The 15,793-nt window shown below is 59.9% G+C and carries 11 protein-coding genes; 4 read left to right on the top strand and 7 right to left on the bottom strand.

Translation table 11 applies throughout. The annotated features are described in order from the left end of the window. Both CAF77_RS13575 and CAF77_RS13580 read left to right on the top strand, forming a co-directional pair. A partial coding sequence (locus CAF77_RS13575) for a lysylphosphatidylglycerol synthase transmembrane domain-containing protein (RefSeq protein ID WP_085713964.1) occupies nt 1-806 on the top strand: 806 nt, incomplete at its 5' end. A 43-nt stretch (nt 807-849) separates the two neighbouring features. Beyond that, a complete protein-coding gene (locus CAF77_RS13580) occupies nt 850-2,259 on the top strand; it encodes a glycosyltransferase family 39 protein (protein ID WP_064383869.1) in 1,410 nt (469 codons plus the stop codon). Between the two features lie 95 nt (nt 2,260-2,354). On the opposite strand, the gene CAF77_RS13585 is transcribed toward CAF77_RS13580, so the two are convergent. Together CAF77_RS13585 and CAF77_RS13590 are read right to left on the bottom strand one after the other, a co-directional pair. Next, on the bottom strand, nt 2,355-3,974 hold the full coding sequence (locus CAF77_RS13585; RefSeq protein ID WP_064383868.1) for an FMN-binding glutamate synthase family protein: 1,620 nt from the start codon (nt 3,972-3,974) through the stop codon (nt 2,355-2,357). A gap of 36 nt (nt 3,975-4,010) precedes the next feature. Further along, a complete protein-coding gene (locus tag CAF77_RS13590; protein WP_064383867.1) occupies nt 4,011-4,811 on the bottom strand; it encodes a LuxR C-terminal-related transcriptional regulator in 801 nt (266 codons plus the stop codon). Nucleotides 4,812-4,936: 125 nt separating this feature from the next. Here CAF77_RS13590 and CAF77_RS13595 point away from each other — a divergent pair, with 125 nt between their 5' ends. Together CAF77_RS13595 and CAF77_RS13600 are read left to right on the top strand one after the other, a co-directional pair. Then, on the top strand, nt 4,937-5,752 hold the full coding sequence (locus CAF77_RS13595; RefSeq protein ID WP_085654734.1) for a carbon-nitrogen hydrolase family protein: 816 nt from the start codon (nt 4,937-4,939) through the stop codon (nt 5,750-5,752). A gap of 204 nt (nt 5,753-5,956) precedes the next feature. After that, nucleotides 5,957-7,282, top strand: a complete 1,326-nt coding sequence (locus CAF77_RS13600; RefSeq protein ID WP_085654736.1) for an APC family permease — start codon at nt 5,957-5,959, stop codon at nt 7,280-7,282. 7 nt (nt 7,283-7,289) lie between these two features. Here the strand turns inward: CAF77_RS13600 and CAF77_RS13605 are convergent, their stop codons facing one another. From CAF77_RS13605 to CAF77_RS13625, 5 genes are read right to left on the bottom strand one after another with little or no spacing between them, the layout of a single operon-like run. Beyond that, the gene (locus CAF77_RS13605; protein ID WP_085654738.1) at nt 7,290-8,693 is read right to left on the bottom strand and encodes an ATP-binding protein; all 1,404 of its coding nucleotides are present in this window, start codon (nt 8,691-8,693) and stop codon (nt 7,290-7,292) included. Continuing rightward, nucleotides 8,690-10,504 (bottom strand): DAHL domain-containing protein, encoded by a 1,815-nt coding sequence (locus CAF77_RS13610; RefSeq protein ID WP_085654740.1) that lies wholly within the window; start codon nt 10,502-10,504, stop codon nt 8,690-8,692. Before CAF77_RS13610 ends, CAF77_RS13605 begins: the two co-directional genes overlap by 4 nt. Continuing rightward, nucleotides 10,501-11,445: a cytochrome-c peroxidase gene (locus CAF77_RS13615; RefSeq protein WP_085654742.1), complete on the bottom strand. Its 945-nt coding sequence runs from the start codon at nt 11,443-11,445 to the stop codon at nt 10,501-10,503. The genes CAF77_RS13610 and CAF77_RS13615 overlap by 4 nt, the downstream gene beginning before the upstream one ends. Next, on the bottom strand, nt 11,442-13,316 hold the full coding sequence (locus CAF77_RS13620; RefSeq protein ID WP_085654744.1) for a bifunctional diguanylate cyclase/phosphodiesterase: 1,875 nt from the start codon (nt 13,314-13,316) through the stop codon (nt 11,442-11,444). Before CAF77_RS13620 ends, CAF77_RS13615 begins: the two co-directional genes overlap by 4 nt. Then, the gene (locus CAF77_RS13625) at nt 13,313-15,586 is read right to left on the bottom strand and encodes an EAL domain-containing protein (RefSeq protein WP_064383861.1); all 2,274 of its coding nucleotides are present in this window, start codon (nt 15,584-15,586) and stop codon (nt 13,313-13,315) included. Before CAF77_RS13625 ends, CAF77_RS13620 begins: the two co-directional genes overlap by 4 nt. Nucleotides 15,587-15,793 lie beyond the last annotated feature (207 nt).

The raw sequence follows: 15,793 nt of genomic DNA on the forward strand, positions 1-15,793 counted from the left end.
GAGGGTGGGAGGCAGGGAAAATCATCGGGCTGGTTCTGCTTGGCTACGGTCTTCGCTTTTTGCGTTGGCAGGTTTATCTCAATGCCTTGCGCCATCCGATGCCATGGTGGCCAAGCCTGAAAATCTACCTGGCGGGGTTCGCCCTGACCACCACCCCTGGCAAGGCTGGCGAGGCGTTGCGCGGCGTCCTGCTCAAGCGTTGGGATGTGCCTTACGTGCACAGTTTTGCTGCGTTGTTCAGTGAACGACTTTCCGACTTGCTGGGGATAGTTGCGCTGGCTCTTTTGGGTTTGAGCGCTCATCCCGAATGGCTGTCGATGATTGTCGCCTGTCTGGTGCTGCTGGCCTGCTGCATGTTGCTCGTGTCCCGGTCGGGTCTTGTCAGCGCGATTGATCGGCGCATCGAGCACCGGCACGGCTGGTTTTCCCGGTTACTACGCCATTGCGTTCATGTGTTGCATCAGTCTCGCAGCTGCCACACCCCAGGCCGCCAGATTGGCGCGACGCTGTTGAGCGTCCTGGCATGGGGATTGGAAGGGTTGGCGTTTTACTGGATTTTGCTGGCGATGAAGGCAGACGTAACTCTGATATCCGCGATTTTTATTTATGCCGTTTCGATGCTGGCCGGCGCGCTGAGTTTCATGCCCGGTGGGTTGGGCAGTGCTGAAGCGGTGATGGTGGGGCTGCTGGTTTCGGATGGTGTCGGTTTACCGGATTCCATTGCGGCAACAGTCTTGTTGCGGCTCGTCACGCTGTGGCTGGCAGTCGGTTTGGGTGCAGTAATGTTTGTAGACATCAAACAATAAATACTCCAATCGCAGGTGCAGCGCCGGAACACAGGAGAGGTTCATGTTTTCAAAAGCAATCAGTGTGGTGCAGAGAGAACACGTCGCATTATTAATTTTTGTGATAATTGGAGGGGTCTTGAGAGGCCATGGCCTGTTTGAGCGGAGTCTTTGGTTTGATGAAGTCTTTAGCGTTAATGTCAGTAATCCGGCTAATAGTTTAAATACCGTTTTTCAGCTGACCGTCGAAGATGTTCATCCGCCGCTGTATCAGATCTTGCTTTGGCTCGTGCATCAGGTTTTTGGTTATGGGGAACGGGTGGGACGGATTTTTTCGCTTGTCTTGAGTGTTGCAGTAATTCCTTCAATGTATTGCTTGGGGGCGGCGTTGTTTAATCGTCGGGTTGGCGTGATTGCAGCCTTGTTGAGCACGGTCAGCTTTATTCTTGTCGTCGAAGCGCAAGAAACAAGATCTTACAGTCTTCTGGTCTTGTTGATGGTGTGGTCGCTCCTGATGTTTTTCAATTTGCTTGAGACACAAAATTTCAGAACTGTTTTGTTGTATTCAGTTGTTGGCTCAATGCTTGTGAACACCCATTACTTTGGTTTTCTTCCGATGGCGGCGCAGCTTTTTCTTTTAATTTATTTTTCTATTCGAGCTGGTTTTGAAAGGCGTTTGTTTAGTGCGAGTGCTATCGCTGGACTGCTGATCTGCAGCTCATTGATTCCACTGTTCCAGTACCTGTTGAAAAACTTTGGCAGGACCGGGACGTGGATAAAAAAACCGGCAGAAAGTTTTTTTATAGATATGTTTGTCGTGCAGTTCGGAAGTTTGCCGGTAGTGCTGCTGTGTCTGTTCTTGCTGGTTCTCGCGCTGGTGAAGTTGTTTCGGGTTCAGGATAAGAAGGATGTTTTGAAGGTTTTGTTGTTTTGCTGGTTCTTTGGTGTGACGGTGGCTTACCTAAGGTCATTGTTTTTTACGCCAATCCTGACTCTGAAAAATGCAATGGTTTTTCTTCCGATAACAATTGTTTTAGTGTCGTACGGTTTTGGTCTGGTACGTGATGGTTTTGTCAGGTGGACGATGTTGATATTCGTTTGTGGAGTTTCCGCTTCGTTTATTTTGAGTGACCCGGATCGCAGCCAGTTCAGAATTGAGAGCGATCTGCGATCACCCGTGAAAAAAGTAATGGAGGAGGGTAGAGATTTACCAGTCTATGCCAACTCGGTTTACTCCGATTATCTCCAGATACTGGGGTCGTCGGTTCGTACAAAATCCTTCGAGGAGTTGAAGAGGCAACTGAAAGCAGGGAGTACGGGGCCTTGTTTCTATGTAATCGATCCGGATGCTGATGAATTAAGCAGTTACTCAAAGCAGTTGGATACGATGGTGGTTGAAAAAAACGATTATCAGCAAAGCTCCATCGCACTGTTGAAGTCCAGGGATGGAGCTGATTGTATCTCCAGGCGTTGAGGCACTTAAAACGTGCGTATTACCCGCTTTTCAGGATGGCCTATATTAAGGGAGACCGGCGCAACATCTGTAAAGGGAGTGCGCCGGTTTGATTCTCAGGCAGCCGCAATTTCCTGCGGCTCAAAACTGTCCGCCCGCGCCATCTGCCACATCCGCGAATAGAACTCGCCGTTCACTTCCCCGGTGAGCAGTTCCCCCGGTTTCAGGAACACATGCAGCTGCGAGAACAGTTTGATTTCGGTGGCCGACATGCGCCGTACCAGATGCTTGGCCGACAGTTGCGACGGGTGATCGAGGCCGGCGGCGGCGAGCATTTCCGCCAGGGCCTTGAGCGTATTGCGGTGGAAGTTGTAGACCCGCTGGGCCTTGTCCGGCACCACCAGTGCGCGTTGGCGCAGGGTGTCCTGGGTGGCGACGCCGGTCGGGCATTTGTTGGTGTGGCAGCTTTGCGACTGGATGCAGCCGATGGCGAACATGAAGCCGCGCGCCGAGTTGGCCCAGTCGGCGCCGATGGCCAGCACGCTGGCGATGTCGAAGGCGCTGACGATCTTGCCGCTGGCGCCGAGCTTGATCTTGTCCCGCAGATTCAGACCGACCAGGGTGTTGTGTACGAACAGCAGGCCTTCGCGCATCGGCACGCCGATGTGGTCGGTGAACTCCACCGGCGCGGCGCCGGTGCCACCTTCCTTGCCGTCGACCACGATGAAGTCCGGCAGGATGCCGGTTTCCAGCATGGCCTTGGCGATGCCCATGAATTCCCATGGATGGCCGAGGCAGAACTTGAAGCCCACCGGTTTGCCGCCGGACAGTTCACGCAGTTGCTGGATGAAATGCATCATCTCGATCGGCGTGGAGAACGCGCTGTGTCGCGACGGTGAAATGCAGTCTTCGCCCATCAGGATGCCGCGGGTGTCGGCGATTTCCTGGGTCACCTTGTGCTTGGGCAGGATCCCGCCGTGGCCGGGTTTGGCACCCTGGCTCATTTTGATTTCAATCATCCGCACTTGCGGGGTCTGCGCCTGGGCGGCGAAGCGTTCCGGGTCGAAGCGGCCGTCGCTGGTGCGGCAGCCGAAATAGCCGCTGCCCAGTTCCCAGGTCAGGTCGCCGCCGTGTTCGCGGTGATAAGGGCTGATGCTGCCTTCGCCGGTGTCGTGGGCGAAATTGCCGAGTTTCGCGCCCTGGTTCAGCGCGCGGATCGCGTTGGCGCTGAGGGAGCCGAAACTCATGGCCGAGATATTGAACACCGACGCCGAATACGGCTGGGTGCACTGCGGGCCGCCGACGGTGACGCGGAAACTGCTCGGGTCGCTCAACGGCGCCGGGCGCATCGAGTGGCCGATGAATTCGAAGCCGGATTGGTAGACGTCGATCAGGGTGCCGAACGGCTTGTCGGCGGTTTCATTCTTCGCTCGCGAATACACCAGCGAACGCTGGGCGCGGGAGAAGGGCAGGGCGTCGCTGTCGGACTCCAGCAGGTACTGGCGGATTTCCGGGCGGATGCCTTCGACCAGATAACGGATGTTGCCCAGGATCGGATAGTTGCGGCGCACCGCGTGCGGGCTCTGCATCAGGTCGAACAGACCGATCAGGCTCAATACGCCGGTGACGGCGGTGATCGGCCACAGCCAGTCATGTTCGAGAAAGGGCAGGCTGGCGAGGGTGAAAATCACGCAGACGGCAAAGAAGGCGTAGCGGCTCAGGAGTGACAGGCTCATACGGTTTCCTTGGTTCGGACGGTTTTTTTGCGGCAGTCAGGCGTTCTGCGCCTGCAGAAAGATCGAAAACAGCTCCGACTGGGACTTGATCCCCAGCTTGCTGTACATGTGTTTCTTATGGACTTTCACGGTTTCAACAGAGATTTCCAGCTTACGGGCGATTTCTTTACTGGAGCAACCGCTGAGCATCAGGCGCCCGACGTCCAGTTCCCGGGCGGTCAGTTGCGCGCCCTTGAGTTGCTGCACCGACGCTTCGAGCTGCACCCGCCAGTCCGGTTGCGCAGGGGGCGGGGCCAGGGCCACGGTTTCGTTGATTTCATAGGGCAGGCGCTGGCGCAACAGGCCGAGCACCCACGGCTGGATCAGTGACAGCAGGGCAATCTGCTCGCCGGTGAAGCGCTGCTGACTGCCCAGCGACAGGCACAGCGTGCGGTCGCCTTCGAGTTGGCAATTGAACTGGATTTCGTCGGCCACCACATTCAGACGAAAGTATCGCTGGTAATACTCGGTCAGTTCGAAGTGCTCCGGCGCGACCTCCGACAGGCGATACAACCCGGTGCGCGATTGCTCGCGGCAGGCAATGTAGAAAGGGTCGAGCAGGTACAGACCGCGCAGGTAATCCTGAAACAACTGATCGGGACTGCCATCCGCGCCGGGGCATTCGGCGAACACCTGCGGGTGGCGGTCGGCGCTGAACAGCAGCGCCACCCAGCTATCGAACGGCACGTACTGGTCGAGCAGACGCACCAGTTGCGCCCAGAAATTCGGCTTGTCGAGGGCGTCGATCAACTGCCCGACGGCGCGGTGCCAGGTGATGTCGTCAAACGAAAGAGTCATGCCTCTACCCCTATCGGGTTACCCCGGCCGCGTAATTCCCTGGCCGGTCGAATGCGAAGCATACTGGCCCACAGACAGCCGCCGGGCAATCTTTCGGCGTCCGGCGCTCATAACAAGGACTACCCATGAAAGTCGAACTCGCCCAGTTGGCGGGCCGTGACAAAGACACGGCGTACAACCTCGAACGCGCCCTCGCGGCGATGGCGGCCTGCGCCGCCGACACGCAATTGATCGTGTTCCCCGAGACCCACCTGATGGGCTTTCCGACCGCCGACACCGTGGCGCAGATCGCCGAACCACTGGACGGCCCGACCGTCAGCGCCGTGCAGGCCGTCGCTCGCGAGCGCAACCTTGCCGTGGTGATCGGCATGGCCGAAAACGACAACGGCCGCTTCTACAACACCACGCTGCTGATTACCCCCGAAGGCATCGCCCTGAAATACCGCAAGACTCACCTCTGGGTCTCGGATCGCGGTGTGTTCGAGGCTGGTGACCGTTACGCCACCTGCCTGTGGAACGGCGTGCGCGTCGGTCTGCTGATCTGCTACGACATCGAGTTCCCCGAGTCGGCCCGGGCCCTGGCGCAACTGGGCGCCGAATTGCTGATCGTGACCAACGGCAACATGGACCCGTACGGCCCGACCCACCGCACCGCGATCATGGCCCGGGCTCAGGAAAACCAGGCGTTTGCGCTGATGGTCAATCGGGTCGACGCCGGGGATGACGGGTTGATGTTTGCCGGCGGCAGTGCGCTGGTGGATCCGCTGGGCACGGTGCTGTTCGAGGCCGGGCGTGAGGAAGGGCGGTTCAGTGTCGAGCTGGATTTCGGCCAGCTGGAGCTGGCGCGCAAGGATTATCGGTATCTGGATGATCAGCGGTTGAGGTTGCCGGGGGAGGTGGTTGAACACGCCTGCGGAGTACGTGAGCTGCTGATCCCTTGACCCGTTGTACCCGATCGTTCCCATGCTCTGCGTGGGAATGCAGCCAGGGACGCTCTGCGTCCCAAGAGCGGACGCAGAGCGTCCATTGAGGCATTCCCACGCAGACGGTTCGACGCCTCGACGTGGGAACGATCAGCAACACCCGAAACATTCGCCGAACTCGGCCTCTGCCATAAATCCAATAAAATCCGGAGTAAGTCGCCCATGGCTCGTTTGCAACGCACCCTTTCACTAGGGTCGGTGGTGCTGTTCGGCATCGCCTACATGACGCCGATCATTGTCCTCGGCACGTTCGGCATCCTCGCCCAGTCCACCGCCGGCATGGTGCCCGCCGCGTATCTGGCGGCGCTGGTGGCGATGTTCTTCACCGCCATGAGCTACGGGCGCATGGCCGCCGCGTTCCCGGTGGCCGGCTCGGCCTACAGCTATGTGCGCAAGGCCATCAGCCCGAAACTCGGCTTCATCGCCGGTTGGGCAGTGCTGCTCGATTATCTGTTTCTGCCGATGGCGATCTGGCTGATCGGCGCCGCGTACCTCGCGTCGGCCTTCCCGTCGATCCCGCAGTGGATCTGGGTGCTGGCGTTCATCGGCATCACCAGCACAATCAACATCATTGGCCTGAAGCTGGCCAACGGCATCAACGCCTTGCTGATGCTGGTGCAGTTTTTGGTGCTGATCGCCTTCGTCGCGCTGTGCGTGCATTACGTCGGCGGCGATGCCAGCACGCCGCTGTGGTCGATCAAACCGTTCCTCAATGGCGACATGCAGATGCCGCTGATCATGAGCGGCGCGGCCATCGCTTGCTATTCGTTCCTCGGTTTCGATGCGGTCAGCACCCTCACCGAAGAAACCCGCGATCCACGCCGGACCATCCCTCGAGCAATCATGCTGATCACCCTGATCGGCGGGCTGATTTTCGTTGGCGTCTCGTACTTCGTGCAGATCGCCCATCCTTCGTTCCAGTTCGACAGCGTCGACTCGGCGGCCTACGAGATTGCGCGCAACATTGGCGGTGATCTGTTCGTGTCGATCTTCCTGATCGGCCTGATCGTCGGGCAGTTCGCCTCGGGTCTGTCGGCGCAGGCCAGCGGTTCGCGTTTGTTGTTCGCGATGGGCCGTGACGGTGTGCTGCCCAAGTCATTCTTCGGCACCTTGCACGAGCGCTTCGGCACGCCGGTCAACAGCATCCTGCTGTGTGCGGTGGTGGCCTTGCTGGCGCTGAAACTCGATGTGACCACCTCGACCTCGTTCATCAACTTCGGGGCGTTCCTGGCGTTCAGTCTGGTCAACCTGTCGGTAATTTTTCACTACTGGATCGGCGGCGAGAAAAAGGGTCTGCGCGAGTTGATCCTGTTCCTGATCTTCCCGTTCATCGGCCTGGCGGCGGACTTGTGGCTGATGGTCAGCCTCGATCACCTGGCGGTGTATCTGGGCCTGAGCTGGCTGGCGATTGGCGTGGTGTACCTGGCGGTGCTCACGGGTGGTTTCCGCCGACAACCGCCGGAGATGGATTTCCAGGAAGCCGCCTGACCCGGCATCAGGCCGCCGGGCGGGTCTGGCGCAACGGCAACTGCACGCGGAACGTCGTGCCGGCGCCCAACGTGCTGCGCACGGAAATATCGCCGCCGTGTTTCTTCACGATGCCATACGACAGGGACAGGCCCAGGCCTGTCCCCTGGCCCACCGGTTTGGTGGTGAAGAACGGGTCGAAGATTTTCTGCAGGGTCTCGGGGGCGATGCCCGAACCGGTGTCGGCCACTTCGATGATTGCCGTTTCGCCCTGCACCCCGGTGCGCAGGGTGATGGTGCCGCGCTCCGGACCCATGGCCTGCGCCGCGTTGACCACCAGGTTCATGATCACCTGATTGATTTGCGAGGGCAGGCATTCGATGTCCGGCAGATCCTGATATTCCTTGATCACATCAGCCTTGTACTTGAGCTCGCCGGCGACGATGTTCAGGGTCGATTCGATGCCCTGTTGCAGATTGGCCCACTGCCATTCCTGTTGGCTGTCGACCCGGGAGAAATCCTTGAGATCCCGGACGATCTGTCCGACCCGACCAATGCCCTCCTTGGATTCGCGAATCAGCGTCGGGATGTCCTCCAGCAGATAGTCCACTTCAAGACGCTCGCGCAATTGCTGCAACTGCGCGGCGGCTTCGGCGGGCAAGTTCTGCCCGGCGGTGTGATAGGCGCCGAGCATGGCCAGCAGTTGCTGGAAGTAGCCGTCGAGCGTACCGAGGTTGGAGGAGATGAAGCCGATCGGGTTGTTGATTTCATGGGCGACCCCGGCGGCCAGTTGACCCAGCGAGGCGAGTTTTTCCGACTGCACCAGTTGGCCTTCCAGCTGTTTGCGTTCGTCGATTTCCCGCTGCAAGGCTTCGCTGGCCTGCCGGAACTGGGCGGTGCGCTGATCCACCAGATGTTCCAGGTGATGCATCTGCAAGGACGCGCGTTCGGTCATCTGCCATTTGGTCAGCAGGGTGTTGGCCATCTGCTGGACTTCGATGTTGTCGAAGGGCTTTTTCAGGATCAGCAGTCGGTCATGGGCGTGCAGACGATCCAGCAGTTCGTCCCAGGAGTAATCGGAATAGGCGGTGCAGACCACCACCTGCAACTGCGGATCCTGCTTCCAGAGTTCTTCGATGGTGCGCGCTCCGTCCCAACCGTCCGGCATGCGCATGTCGACGAAGGCCAGGGCATACGGGCATTGCTCCTGCAGGGCCAGGTTGAGTTTGGCCAGGCCTTCCTCTCCACCGTAGGCCGAATCCAGCTCGAAAGGTGCTTGCCGGGGTTTGGCGGGCACGCCGAACAGGGCGGCTTCCATCTCGTCCAGTTTTGCCGAGTGCGCCGGCGCCGGGGCGAGGATCTTGCGAAAGTCCTCGTGAATCGACGGCATGTCATCGATCAGCAGGATGCGGCGGTTAGACAGCTCGCTCATGCGTTCTCCGTAACGGTGATCAGCGGAATCTGCAGGGTGAACAAGGCGCCCAGTCCCGGTCCGTCGCTGTGGGCGGTGAGGTGGCCGTTCATCTCGATGGCCGCCAGCGCGCAGCTGTGCAGGCCGAAGCCGTGGCCTTCCTTGCGGGTGGTGAAACCGTGGGCAAAGATCCGCGTCATGTTTTCCGGTGCGATGCCTTCGCCGTCGTCCCTGACGCTGATTTCCAGAAAACTGTCGTCGACGATCTTTACCCCCAGGGTCATGGTGCGCGGGCGGTTGCTGAGATCGGACATCGCGTACTTGGCGTTGCTGATCAGGTTGATCAGGATCAGCAGCAAGCGGTGTTTGTCGCCCATCACCTGGGGGACTTCGGCGTATTCCTTGACCACCGTGACGTGGTGCCGGGTGAGGGCGCCGGCGTTCATGCGCAGCGCGTCTTCGAGCAGCTCGTTGATGTACAGCGGCTCGGTCATGCTGTTGGCCCCGGCATAGGATTGCTGGGTGGCGACGATGTCCTTGATGTGATCGACGCTTTTGTTCATCTGGTTCAGTTCGTCGACCATCTCCTGCTGTTCCTGGGCGATGGCGCCGACCAGTTGATTGAGGTAGCCGGGCAGCAGCTTGCCCTTGGGGTCTTCGCTGAGGAAATGGCCGAGGTCGTCCGGGTGTTCGTTGATCAGTTGCATGGCCTTGCCCAGCCCCTGCGCCTTGCTGCTGCGCAGTTTGCGCGAGATCAGGTCGGAGGAGATGTTCACGCTGTTGAGCACGTTGCCGACGTTGTGCAGCACGTTGGTCGCGATCTCGGCCATGCCGGCCTGGCGCGCGGCGTCGAGCAGTTCGCTCTGGGCGTTCTTGAGCTCCCGGGTGCGCTCGTCGACCCGTTGCTCCAGCACATCGTTGGCGGTTTGCAGGGCCGCGTTGACCCGGTTGATCTCGGCAAAGCTGCGGATCAGGCGGATGGCCAGCCACAACAGCGACAACATCAGCAGGACGGAAAACAGCAGCAGATAGAAGTGATATTTACGGTCGATTTTTTCGGCCTGTTGCTGATCCTGGTTGAGCATGGTGGTGATGTTGTCCAGACGCTCGGCCACGGGGATCGCCTCTATTTCTTCGAGCAACCGGTTGACGATTGGCTGCTCGCGCAGAATCAGGCTGATGTGATTGCTCAGGATCCGGATCGGGGCCTGGAAGTCCTGGGGCAGGCGTTGCGCATTCACCGCCAGTTTGTTCAAGCCCAGTACGATGTCGGCGGCCTTGTCGTCGGAGGTGACCTGGGAAAACTCCAGGGCGCTGAGCAGCAGGTCATAGGTGTCGGTGGCGATGTTCTGCACCTGGATCTTGTCGAGGTCGGACAGGTCGGCCAGTTGCGCCTGAATGTCATCTTCGGCGGTCGGCAGAAACGCCAGGGAATTGCGCAACAGGGCGTTGTGCGACTTGAACTGTTCCACCAGCCGGGTCTTTTCCTGCATGGCCGTGAGAAAACTGTCGTGAGCCTCGTTCCATTGTTGCGAGTCGCTGCGCCCGTGGCCGGACTCCATGGTGTCGAAGCGTTCCCACAAACGGTTCATTTCGTTCATGGGTGAAATCAACGGATCGTAATTGTGCGAAAGCGCCACCCGGGCCTTGAGGATTTCGTTTTCCCACAACGAATCCTGTTGCTTGATCTGGCGGATCAGATCCCGGGATTCGGTATAGGCCGTTGTCTGCTCGGAACTCGATTTCAGGTACAGAAACACCAGAATCGAGGCCAGCAACACGGTGACGAGACCGAGCAACAGCAGGCTGACACGGCGTGAGACCTTCATCATGGCTTGCCCTCCCACTGGCCGGTCAGGGTCTTGAGAAACAGGATGATCAGGGTCTTGTCTTCTTCGCTGGGCATGCGCCCCAACTGATACTGGAACATCACGTCAACCGCCCGTTCGAGGGTGGGCGCCGAACCGTCATGGAAGTACGGTGCGGTCAGGGCAACATTGCGCAGACTCGGCACCTTGAACACGGCGCGATCGGCTTCGTCGCCGGTCACGTTGAAACGGCCCTGGTCGGCCACTGTCGGGTTACCGCGATCGGCGATGTAGTCGCCGAACACGCCGAATTTCTGGAACATGTTGCCGCCGATGTTCACCCCTTGGTGGCAGGCGATGCAGCCATAGTCCTTGAAACGCTGATAGCCGTACTTTTCTTCGAGGGTCAGGATGTCGGTATTACCCAGCAGGTACTGATCGAAACGGGAGCCGGGGGTCAGCAGCGTGCGCTCATAGGTGGCCAGCGCATTCTGGATATTGGCCCGGTTCACGGCATCGAGGTAGGCGGCACGAAAGCTTTGACCATAGGCTGCGTCGTCAGCGATCCGTTGCACGACCGTGTTCCAGTCGCTGCCCATTTCGTGGGGGCTGGTGATCACGACGTTGCTCTGTTCTTCCAGGGTTTCGACGCGACCGTCCCAGAACTGGCGGAAATTGAGGCTGGCGTTGAACACGGTCGGCGTGTTGACCGCCACCGGTTGCCCATCGAAGCCGTTGGAGAAGGCGCGGGTGTCGGCGCCGCCTTTATCCAGTTGATGGCAACTGGCGCAAGACAGCGTGTTGTTGATCGACAGCCGTGGGTCATGGAACAGCTGACGTCCCAGTTCGACGCGTTTCGGGTCTTGTGGCGGGATGGCCGGCAAGGGCTTGAGCGGCTCGTCCAGTGGCGCGGCGAGGGTGTGTGCGCATAGCGCGAACAGTAGAAACAACGCCGGGCGATTCATGAAACACCCCACGGACCAGGCTGAGCGGACGCCAGCAATCGGGCAAAGGCGTCCACCGGCAAGGCTTTGCTGAAGTAGTAGCCCTGGCCTTCCTCACAGTGGTGATCCTTGAGGAACGCCAACTCTTGCGCGGTCTCCACCCCTTCGGCGATGACGTTCAGATTCAGGCTCTTGCCCAGGCTGATGATCGCGCCGACCAGCGCCGCATCGCTGCTGTCATGGCTCAGGCCGCGAATGAAGGATTGGTCGATTTTCAGCACATCGATGGGAAACCGGCGCAGATAGCTGAGGCTGGAATAGCCGGTGCCGAAGTCGTCGATGGCCAGTCGGACGCCCAGCGCCTTCAGCCGGTTCAGCGCGCTCATCGTCGCGTCAACGTTCTGCATCAGCACGCCTTCGGTGATCTCCAGTTCCAGCAGACGGGGATCCAGTCCGGTCTGTGCCAGCACCTGCTCGATGCCCTCGACGAAGTGGCGCTGACGAAAGTCGATGGCCGAGGTGTTGACCGACATGCGAATCGGCGGCAAGCCCGCCTGTTGCCATTCACGGGTCTGACGACAGGCCTCGGCCAGCACCCATTTGCTCAGCGGCACGATCAGGCCGCTGTCTTCGGCCACCGGGATGAACTCCGAGGGATAGACCCAGCCATGCCCCGGTTTCTGCCAGCGCACCAGTGCCTCGGCACCGACTACCCGGCCGCTGGCCAGCTCGATTTTCGGCTGATAGTGCAAGACGAATTCCTGGCGTTGCAGGGCCTGGCGAATGCCCGACTCGATGCTTTGCTGTTCCCGGGCGCGCTGGTTCATGGCTTCGATGAAAAAGCCGATTTCGTTCGGTCCGTTTTCCTTGGCGCTGCGCATGGCCGTTTCAGCTTTCTTGATCAGCTCGATGGCCTCGAGCCCGTCATCGGGGTAGAGGCTGATGCCCAGACTGGCCGTGACGCTCACGTCATGCCCGACGATTGTCTGTGGAGCGCGGATGGCGCTCAGTAGTTTCTCGGCGATGCTGCGCGACTGCTGCGGATGGTTGATGTCGCTGAGCATCACCACGAATTCGTCGGAGCCATAACGAAAGACCGAATCCGATTCGCGCACGCAGGCGAGCAATTGCTGGCCGACCCGTTTGAGCATCTCGTCGCCCGCCGGATGGCCCAGGGCATTGTTGATGCGCTTGAAGCGATCCAGCCCGAGAAACATCACCACCAGTTGTTTGTCATGGCGCCGGCAAGCGGCCAGCGATTGAGTCAGACGATCACCGAGCAAGGTGCTGTTGGGCAGACCCGTGAGGCTGTCGTACTGCAACAGGCGCGAGACCTTGAGTAATTCGTGCACGCGGGCCTCGATGGTCTGCTCGAGGTTGAGCATCTTCAGTGCAGCGTCCTGAGCGAGCTGCCATTTCCACGTCAGGGCATTGGCCATCTGGCGGATTTCCAGGGTGTCGAACGGCTTTTTCAGGATCAGCAACTGATCGCCGAACTCCAGGCGTTCGGCCATGGCCTCCCAGCTGTAGTCGGAATAGGCGGTGCACAGCGCAATTTGCAGATTGGGGTCGACTGCCCAGAGTTTTTCGATAGTTTCCAGGCCGTCCCAACCGGGCGGCATGCGCATGTCGGTGAAGGCGAGGGCATAGGGCCGGCCTTCGTCCAGTGCGTTTTGCACCAGTTTCAGTGCTTCCTGGCCCTGATAGGCGGAGTCGAGCTGGAACGTCAGGTGCGGCGATTGGCGGGTGCCGAACAGCGTTTGCTCAAGCGTGTTCAGATCCGCTTCACCGTGGGTGTCCGGGGTGAGGATCTTGCGAAAGTCGGCATGGATCGCCGGGGTGTCATCGACGATCAGAATGCGCCGGTTGGTCTGGGGAAAAGGTGTTTTCATCCCTCATCCTCCCTGGGCAGCGGGGCAGTCGCGTTCCCGCCCTTCAGCAGGCGGGCCGCCTGTTCGGGGCTGACCGCTTCCCTGAAGCAAACGCCTTGCACGTTTTTCAGCGGTGCCGACGAGGCCAGGGCGTCATCCCGATCTGCGGGCCGGACGCCTTCGGCGCTGATGTCGATCGCCAGATCCCGGGCGAAATTGACGATCGCGCGCAGGGTGTTGGCGCTGCCTTCATCCTGGGCCGCACTGTCGATCAGTGATTGGGAGAGTTTGAGGTGATTGACCCGGTAGGTTTTCAGGTAATCGAACGATGAGTATTCGGTGCCGAAATCGTCGATGGCGATCTTCACCCCAAGCTCACTCAGGCGCGGCAGCACATCGTTGTGAGTCCATTTGGTCTGGGCCAGGGTCGCTTCGGTGACATCGAAACGCAGATCCCACGGTGCCAGCTCCCAACGGGCGGTGGTGCGCAGCACGTCATAGATGAGCTCGGGCCCGCTCTTGAGTTGCGCCAGGGAAATCCTGATCGCCATCACCGGAGGCGCCACTCCCTCGTTTTGCCACTGGCGCATCTGCCAGCAGGCGTGATCCAGTATCCAGCGACCGAGCGGGATGATTGCACCGGTCTTTTCCGCTGCCGGTACAAAGGCCGACGCCGGCAGCAGACCCAGCCTGGGATGTTGCCATTTGACCTGCGCGGCCATGCCGAGAATCTTGCCGCTGTGCATGTCCACTTCCGGCGTGTAATCGAGCTTCAGTCCTCCCTGAATGAGCGCTGTCGTCAACTCTTCGGCAAGGGTAATGCGCTCGGCCACTTCCCGGGTGATTTGCTCGGAGTAGAACTGGTACTGATTGCGCCCGGTTTCCTTGGCGCGGTACAGCGCCATGTCGGCGCCGGCCAGCAGGCTGTCGGCATCCAGACTTGTGGCCCGGTAGAGGCAGATGCCGATGCTGACGGAGGTGTGCACGGCATTGCCCGTCAAGTGGTAAGGCTGCGACAGTGCATCGCGGATCTTGGCGGCGACGGTGGCGGACTGGGTCGGGTCGCTGACATCCAACTGCAGGATCGCGAATTCGTCACCGCCCAGCCGTGCGACTACGTCGTTTTCCCGCACATTCGATTTGATCCGCTGCGCCACTTCCTGCAAAAGCAAATCGCCGACCGGATGGCCGAGGGTGTCGTTGATCCGCTTGAAATGGTCCAGATCCAGATAAAACACCGCAAAAGGCGCCGCACCCCGACGCGCGGCGGCGAAGGCCTGATGCAGGCGCTCGATCAGGGTGGCGCGATTGGCCAGCCCGGTGAGGCCGTCGGTGCGGGCCAGCAGGTTCATCTTTTCTTCGGCCAGCCGGCGTTCAGTGATATCGAGAATGATCCCTTCGACTTCCAGCAGTCGGCCGTCGTGATCGCGCACCGGGATGTAGCGGTTTTCCACCCAGCGCCAGTCGCCCGCGCCCGTGCGCAGGCGAAACTCGATGGAGGCGCCCTCTGCATGGCGATCGAGCACCCGGCCCATGGCGGCATCGACACTGGGCTGATCGTCCGGGTGAATCAGCGTCTGCGCCCAAGTGGCCGACCCCACCAGATCAGCCGCGACATGCCCGTAGCGGGTGATGTTGTGGGAGATGTACATCAGCGGAAACGACGGTTCGCCGCGCAACCGGTAGAGGATGGTCGGACTGTTCTGCACGATGATGTTGGCGTCGGACAGCTCCCGGGTACGCGCCTGAACCGCCTGCTCCAGCAGGTTCATCTTCATGGCGGCGTCTTCGGTCATCTGCCACTTGACCGTCAGGGCACTGGCCAGCTGCCGGATCTCGATCGCATCGAAGGGTTTTTTCAGGATCAGCAGGCGATCGGTCAGGGCCAGCCGCTGGTCAATGTCCTCCCAGGAGTAATCGGAATAAGCGGTACACAGGGCCACTTGCAGCTTGGGGTCGACCTGCCACAGTCGCTCGATGGTTTCCAGGCCATCCCAGCCCGGCGGCATGCGCATGTCGATGAAGGCCATGGCGTAGGGACGCCCCGCGGCCAGTGCGGCTTCGACCTTGTCCAGCGCTTCGCGGCCCTGATAGGCCGAGTCCAGCTCGAAAGGGTCCCTGGGGGCGGCGGGAGCGGAGGTCGGATCGCCGAACAGCAGGTTTTCGGTTTCGTCCAGACTGTCGTCTGTAACCGTGGCCGACTTGAGGATTTTCGCGAAATCCTCATGGATCGACGCGGTATCGTCGACGATCAGTACACGACGGTTGATAGGGCCGGGTTGCGCACTCATGACGCAATACCCGCCTGTACACGCACATTCGTCATCGGGAGCATCCCTTTCCCCTCATCCCATGCCTGCGCGCAGGCCGATGGTGTCGTCCCGCCACTTGAGCATAGTTGCAGGGACGCAACTTCGCCTGTCGCGGTGTAACAGAGGATTTACACGGCCCCGGCGAAAATCATCTAGCCTTTGGTTCAGGCGCGGGCAAGCGGGGAG

This window comes from Pseudomonas sp. R15(2017), from assembly GCF_002112685.1.
GTDB lineage: Bacteria > Pseudomonadota > Gammaproteobacteria > Pseudomonadales > Pseudomonadaceae > Aquipseudomonas > Aquipseudomonas glycinae.

Excerpts from the sequence above, each read along its gene's own strand:
- CAF77_RS13580 (WP_064383869.1), top strand. The coding sequence starts at position 850 with ATGTTTTCAAAAGCAATCAGTGTGGTGCAGAGAGAACACGTCGCATTA.
- CAF77_RS13585 (WP_064383868.1), bottom strand. The coding sequence starts at position 3,974 with ATGAGCCTGTCACTCCTGAGCCGCTACGCCTTCTTTGCCGTCTGCGTG.
- CAF77_RS13590 (WP_064383867.1), bottom strand. The coding sequence starts at position 4,811 with ATGACTCTTTCGTTTGACGACATCACCTGGCACCGCGCCGTCGGGCAG.
- CAF77_RS13595 (WP_085654734.1), top strand. The coding sequence starts at position 4,937 with ATGAAAGTCGAACTCGCCCAGTTGGCGGGCCGTGACAAAGACACGGCG.
- CAF77_RS13600 (WP_085654736.1), top strand. The coding sequence starts at position 5,957 with ATGGCTCGTTTGCAACGCACCCTTTCACTAGGGTCGGTGGTGCTGTTC.
- CAF77_RS13605 (WP_085654738.1), bottom strand. The coding sequence starts at position 8,693 with ATGAGCGAGCTGTCTAACCGCCGCATCCTGCTGATCGATGACATGCCG.
- CAF77_RS13610 (WP_085654740.1), bottom strand. The coding sequence starts at position 10,504 with ATGATGAAGGTCTCACGCCGTGTCAGCCTGCTGTTGCTCGGTCTCGTC.
- CAF77_RS13615 (WP_085654742.1), bottom strand. The coding sequence starts at position 11,445 with ATGAATCGCCCGGCGTTGTTTCTACTGTTCGCGCTATGCGCACACACC.
- CAF77_RS13620 (WP_085654744.1), bottom strand. The coding sequence starts at position 13,316 with ATGAAAACACCTTTTCCCCAGACCAACCGGCGCATTCTGATCGTCGAT.
- CAF77_RS13625 (WP_064383861.1), bottom strand. The coding sequence starts at position 15,586 with ATGAGTGCGCAACCCGGCCCTATCAACCGTCGTGTACTGATCGTCGAC.